The sequence below is a fragment of the Candidatus Angelobacter sp. genome (assembly GCA_035607015.1).
In the GTDB taxonomy this organism is placed as follows: Bacteria; Verrucomicrobiota; Verrucomicrobiia; order Limisphaerales; family AV2; genus AV2.
The window spans coordinates 1-5,617 of record DATNDF010000098.1; the positions used below are offsets into that span (position 1 = coordinate 1).

At 58.8% G+C, this 5,617-nt stretch carries 6 protein-coding genes; 2 read left to right on the forward strand and 4 right to left on the reverse strand.

Going from position 1 to position 5,617, the window contains the following annotated elements:
* Positions 1 to 308: 308 nt before the first annotated feature.
* Positions 309 to 629 carry a hypothetical protein gene (locus tag VN887_04050; protein HXT39177.1) on the reverse strand — a complete coding sequence of 107 codons (321 nt, stop codon included), beginning with the start codon at positions 627 to 629 and terminating at the stop codon, positions 309 to 311.
* A gap of 155 nt (positions 630 to 784) precedes the next feature.
* Between VN887_04050 and VN887_04055 the strand changes: the two genes are divergently transcribed.
* Positions 785 to 925, forward strand: a complete 141-nt coding sequence (locus tag VN887_04055; GenBank protein ID HXT39178.1) for a hypothetical protein — start codon at positions 785 to 787, stop codon at positions 923 to 925.
* A 194-nt stretch (positions 926 to 1,119) separates the two neighbouring features.
* On the opposite strand, the gene VN887_04060 is transcribed toward VN887_04055, so the two are convergent.
* From VN887_04060 to VN887_04070, 3 genes are read right to left on the reverse strand one after another with little or no spacing between them, the layout of a single operon-like run.
* On the reverse strand, positions 1,120 to 1,560 hold the full coding sequence (locus tag VN887_04060; protein HXT39179.1) for a thioredoxin family protein: 441 nt from the start codon (positions 1,558 to 1,560) through the stop codon (positions 1,120 to 1,122).
* 51 nt (positions 1,561 to 1,611) lie between these two features.
* Positions 1,612 to 1,758, reverse strand: coding sequence for a hypothetical protein (locus tag VN887_04065; protein ID HXT39180.1), 147 nt, complete (start codon positions 1,756 to 1,758; stop codon positions 1,612 to 1,614).
* Entirely contained in the window at positions 1,755 to 2,864 is a 1,110-nt protein-coding gene (locus tag VN887_04070; protein HXT39181.1) for an ATP-binding protein, read from the reverse strand. Before VN887_04070 ends, VN887_04065 begins: the two co-directional genes overlap by 4 nt.
* An 87-nt stretch (positions 2,865 to 2,951) precedes the next feature.
* On the opposite strand from VN887_04070, the gene VN887_04075 reads away from it, so the two are divergent.
* On the forward strand, positions 2,952 to 5,617 hold a 2,666-nt coding region (locus VN887_04075), incomplete at its 3' end, for a neutral/alkaline non-lysosomal ceramidase N-terminal domain-containing protein (GenBank protein HXT39182.1).

Genomic DNA, 5,617 nt, shown 5'->3' on the forward strand with positions numbered 1-5,617 from the left:
GGATGTCCACAACGACCCCATCGCCTTTTCCATCGCGTGCGGATTCCCCGGCTTCGCCTGGCCATCACGCAGAAGGAGAACGAGTCGTTGATGGAAGCGATGGCCGCGGTCAGTTGAAGGGCCACGGCGCGGCTTCTTCCCTATCCTGCTTAGGGCAGCGACCGGAGCTTCTCCCCACGCCGGGGCGTCGCTCCCGCTGAATCCAAAATCTTTAAATCCCTCCCCGACAGATGTTTCGCCGCCCGGTCGCCCGATTCAAAACGACCCGGAAGTTTTCACACGGATTCGCGCGGTGTCAGGCGTCATGGTCATGTGAGTCTGCCAGTAAAAGCCAACCAGAGAGTAATCAGCCAGACAACGCCTCCAATCCACCATGAGACGTTCGAGGAGACAAATCTCGCCCAAAGTCCGAGCCACAAAAAGCCACCAAGAATAAAACCCATCATGTAACCAAAAATACCTATCGCGCCTGCTCGCTCAAGAAACGAATGGCCGATGTAAACAAACAACGCTCCCCATATCGGCATGAATGCAAAACAGCCGCTATACCAGCGCAGCTCTGTCGGCGTAGCGTTGCGGAAACGCTCTCCCATCATCAACCGCAAAATGAATAAACCTAGCCAAGGCATAAAGTGTAAATGAGGCCTAGACCTTTTGGCTTGTGAACGAATTGGCGGGCGTCTGTTTGACTTGTCGCGTTGATTGCCCCGCGGATGCGGGACCGATCCATCTGTTTAGAAGTTCCGAAGAACTGTTCGTTAAACTAGAAAGGAAACAGATACTCATGAAATCTGCTCCAAATATCCTCCACCCCCCCGGTTTGGCCGTCCACAAAGAAACCATCGACTTTTCCATCGCGAGCGAACTCGCCGGCTTCGTCTGGGCCATCGCCCGCCAGATGCCACCGCACCCGCCGAAGGCCTGAGTGAAGAAAACTTTTAGAGAAAAAAACGGAATCCCGATGAACAGAGCCCGCGGGACTTTTCTGGAGCATCGGCAGGGATCCGGTCAAGCCGCACACTTTCGTGAAACGTTAAGGGCGCCAACCAATCCGGACCCTGAGCCCGGTGCGAACGAATAATCCTTCCGAGGCTCAACCATGAGCCCGTTCCGGTTACTTTATTTGCCCTTGAATTTCTCCAGCTTCGCAATGAACACCTTTGCCCCTCCCTCGGCGTAACCGACCTGCCGGCCGACTTCCTTGCCCTGATCGTTTAGTACCACAAAGGTCGGAAATCCCTCCACGTTGTACTTCTCCTGAAGCGCCTTGTTGGCTTTCTTCAGCGCCGGGCTGAGCGGCTTCTTGTGTGGGAAATCCAGTTCCACCAGAACGAGGTTTTTCGCGGCATATTGTGAGAATTCAGGCCTGGAGAGCGCCTCGTTCTTGAATTTAATACACCAGCTGCACCAATCCGAACCTGTAAAGTCGAGCAGCACCATTTTCTTTTCTGCCCTGGCCCGGTTCAGGGCCGCGGGAACATCGGTCATCCATTGAGGTTCGGCCACGCACAACGTTGAACATGCCAGCGCGGCGAGAAGAACATAAACGGGTTTTTGCATATTCATCCTTTCGATCGATTTGCGGTTGTTGATTCTGACTTTATCCGTTCCCTACGGTTCGCGCCAGACCTTTTCGTGGACGATTTCGGCGAACCAATGGAGTTCGCGACCGGTTCCCGCGCCGATGCAGACCCCGTGACGCCGGGCAACAAGTATCCTGTTCCCGACGCGGTACCTTGAAGCAGACTCGACATTCATTGGCCGTCCGCCGCCACCGGCAGGGTGAACACAAAAATCGCGCCGCGCCCCGCTTCCTGCCGGACGCTCATCCTGCCCTGATGATCGTCAACGACGCGTTTGCAGATGGAAAGGCCAAGCCCGGTGCCACCGGCTTTACCGTAAGTGGCAAAGGGCTCGAACAACCGTTCGGCAATCTGAGACGGTATTCCCTTTCCACTGTCCTCGAATTCAGTGACAACCTCCCGCTCCTTGCGCGCAATCCGGATTTTGATCTTTCCGCCGCCCGGCATCGCGTCGCAGGAGTTGCTCACCAGGTTGTAAAAAACGTGGGCAAGTCGTGTCGGATCGACCAGCACATTGACCTTGGGCGGCGCCGGCGCCATCTCGATGTTGACGGATCGGGCCGTCAGCTCCGGCCGCAATTCATCGATGATTTCATTCACGAACTGCGCGTAATCCGTCTCGATCAAATTGGAGCTCGTTTTGTCGCCGCGGGTGAACTCGAGAAATTCAGTGACCATTTTCCCCATGCGTTCCACCTGCCGGCGGATGCGGCTTTTCCCCGCCGCCTGCATTTCCGGCGAAGTGCCCTGAATGCTCATCATTTCCGCCGACATGCCGATGATGTGCAGTGGATTCTTCAGATCATGAATGATTGTTCGCGCGAATTTGCCCACCGTAACCAAGCGCTCCACCTGGAGCGCCTCGTCGATGTATTTGCGGTCAAACTCGCGCAGGCGCCGGCTGAAATCCCGAAGCATCCGCAACGCCAGTTTGGGATTGCGCTCCAGAACTTCAGCAAGGTTTTCGCGGGGGACAAAGTAAACTTCGGAAGCCTCCTCAGCGATCGCGTCGGCGGAACGCGGTGCGTCGTCCAGTACCGCCATCTCACCAAAGAATTCGCCCGGACCGAAGGTCGCGAACACCCGTCGTTGGTCGTCCCCGAAACGGGCGCTGATCTGAATTTTCCCGTGAATGATGAAATAAAGTCCGTCACCTGCGTCGCCTTCCTTGAAAATGCGCTCACCCGGTTGAAGCGACCTCAGCTTGGAAAAACGCTCCAGGGAGGTCAGGTCGCCCTCGCCCATTCCTCTGAACATTTCCGTGCTGCGCAGCCCTTGCACCGCGGCAGTTTAACCCGGTTTGCAGCCGCGTAAAGGGGAAGTATGTCACGGACTTGACAGCCGGTGGGAATTCCCGACGATTCCTCCGTGCCAGCCCGCTGGATCAGCTCCGCCCTGTTGCTCTCGATTGTTTCGCCGGTTTTCGGCCTCGCGGAAGATGCACCGGCGTTTCAGGTTGGAGTGGCGCAAGTGGACATTACTCCGGACCAGCCGATCCGGTTGACCGGTTATGCCGTCCGCAAAACAGAGTCCGAAGGCATCGAGCAACGACTCTGGACCAAAGCGCTGGCCATCGGCAGCGACGCGGACGGCCCGGCACTCCTTATCACGGTGGACAACTGCGGCGTTTGCGCCAACGTCATTGACGAAGTCGCCGAGCGGTTGAAAGCAAAAGCGGGCATCCCGCGCGAGCGCATCGCCGTGTGTTCGTCTCACACTCATTCGGGCCCCTGCACCGTCGGCTTCGCGCCCAACATTTTCGCCATGCCGATTCCATCCGGTCATCAGGCGACGATCGAACGCTACACGCGGCAGTTGACGGACAAGCTGGAGCAGGTCGCGCTGTCCGCGTTGGCGAACCGACAGCCGGCTCGACTGGCCTGGAACGAAGGGACCGCCGGGTTCGCGCGCAACCGCCGCGTGGTGGTCGGGACCTCCGCCCAATTCGGCGACAACGCCCTTGGACCGGTTGACCGTTCACTGCCGGTTCTTTGCGCAATCGGACCCGACGGCAGGGTGCGCGCGGTGCTGGCCAACTATGCCTGCCATTGCACCACGCTCGGCGGAGAGTTCAACAAACTTTGCGGCGACTGGGCCGGCTTCGCCCAGCAGGCGATTCAACGCGATTTCCCGGGTGCGGTCGCGCTGACGTCGATCGGTTGCGGCGCCGATGCCAACCCGTATCCGCGCGGTGGCGCGGACGGCGGACTGGCGCTGGCCAGGCAGCATGGCGAGGAACTCGCCGCCGAAGTAAAACGCATTATCGAAGCTCAGATGATTCCCATCCGCGCGAAGCTGTCCTGCCGCGCGAAACGTTTCGATCTGCCGTTCGACAAACTCCCGACACGCGCGGAATGGGAGGAGCGTTCGAAACAGGACGGGATTGTTGGTTACCACGCGAAGAAAAATCTGGAACGCCTCAACCGGGGAGAATCACTGCCTCCCTCCCTGCCCTACTTCGTCCAGTCCTGGAGTTTTGGCGACCAACTGGCCATGGTATTTCTCGCGGGCGAGGTCGTGGTGGATTACGACCTGCGTCTTAAAAAGGAATTCAACGCCGACCGTCTCTGGATCACTGCCTATGCCAACGATGTCCCCTGTTACATCCCGTCACGGCGGATTCTTCGGGAGGGCGGATACGAAGCCGAAACCTCGCTCTGGTATTACGACCGGCCGGCTCGTCTTGCGCCCGCGATCGAAGATTTGATTGTGAACGCTGTGCATGATGTAACGCCGAGGGAATTTCTCGCCGATCCCAAAGCCGCCGAATTCCCCGCGCCAAAGTCACCGGAGGAATCGCTTGCCGCGATGCGAACAAAACCCGGACTCACGATCGATATCGTCGCCGCCGAACCGCTGATCGTTGATCCTGTGGCGATCGATTGGGCAGCCGATGGCAAACTGTGGGTCGCCGAAATGCGCGATTACCCGATGGGCATCGACGGGCATTGGAAACCCGGCGGTCGGGTCAAACTTTTGGAAGACACGAACGATGACGGCAAATACGACAAGGCCACGGCTTTCATCGACGGCATCCCGTTTCCGACCGGCGTAACGGCTTATGGCAAGGGCGTGCTGATCTGCACCGCGCCGGACATCCTCTATGCCGAGGACACGGACGGCGACGGCAAGGCGGACACGGTGAAGAAACTCTTCAGCGGATTCGCGACGGAAAATTATCAGGCGCGTGTCAACAGCCTGAGCCCCGGACTCGACAACTGGATTTACGGGGCGAACGGTTTGATCGGCGGCACGATCCACGGCAGCGCGGGCGGCAAGGAAGTGAACATCAGCGGGCGCGATTTTCGAATGCACCCCGGGATGGGCGAGTTCGAGCCGGCGTCAGGTCTTACGCAGCAGGGCCGTGTCCGCGACGATTGGGGCAACTGGTTCGGTTGCGACAACAGCACGCTGCTCTGGCATTATCCCCTGCCCGATCACTATGTCCGTCGCAATCCGTTCTTCGCTCCACCGGAACCGCGAGTTTTTGTGCCCGCCGACGCCGACCCCAATCAACTGTTTCCCCTCAGCCGGATTCTCGACCGGTTCAACGATCCCGGTTCCGCCGGTCGCACCACGTCGGCCTGCGGCCTGGGCATTTACCGTGACGAGATTTTGGGTGAGGATTTCTACGGCAACGCATTCGTTTGCGAACCCGTTCACAACCTCGTCCATCGCCTCACCCTCAAACCGGACGGCCTTACGTTCAAGGCGTATCGCGCGGCGGACGAACAGCAGAGCGAGTTTCTTGCGTCGAAGGACAACTGGTTTCGTCCCGTGCAAGCGCGCACCGGGCCGGACGGCGCTTTGTGGATCGTGGACATGTACCGATTCGTGATCGAGCACCCGCGCTGGATTCCGCCCGAGCGTCTCGCGAAACTGGATGTCCGCGCCGGTGATGACAAGGGGCGGATCTACCGCGTTTATCCGCGCGGCAAAAAGCTCCGGCCCGTTCGCGATTTGACGCGACTGGATCCGAAGGAGCTGGCCGCGGCCCTCAATTCTACAAATGGAACCGAACGCGACCGTGTCCA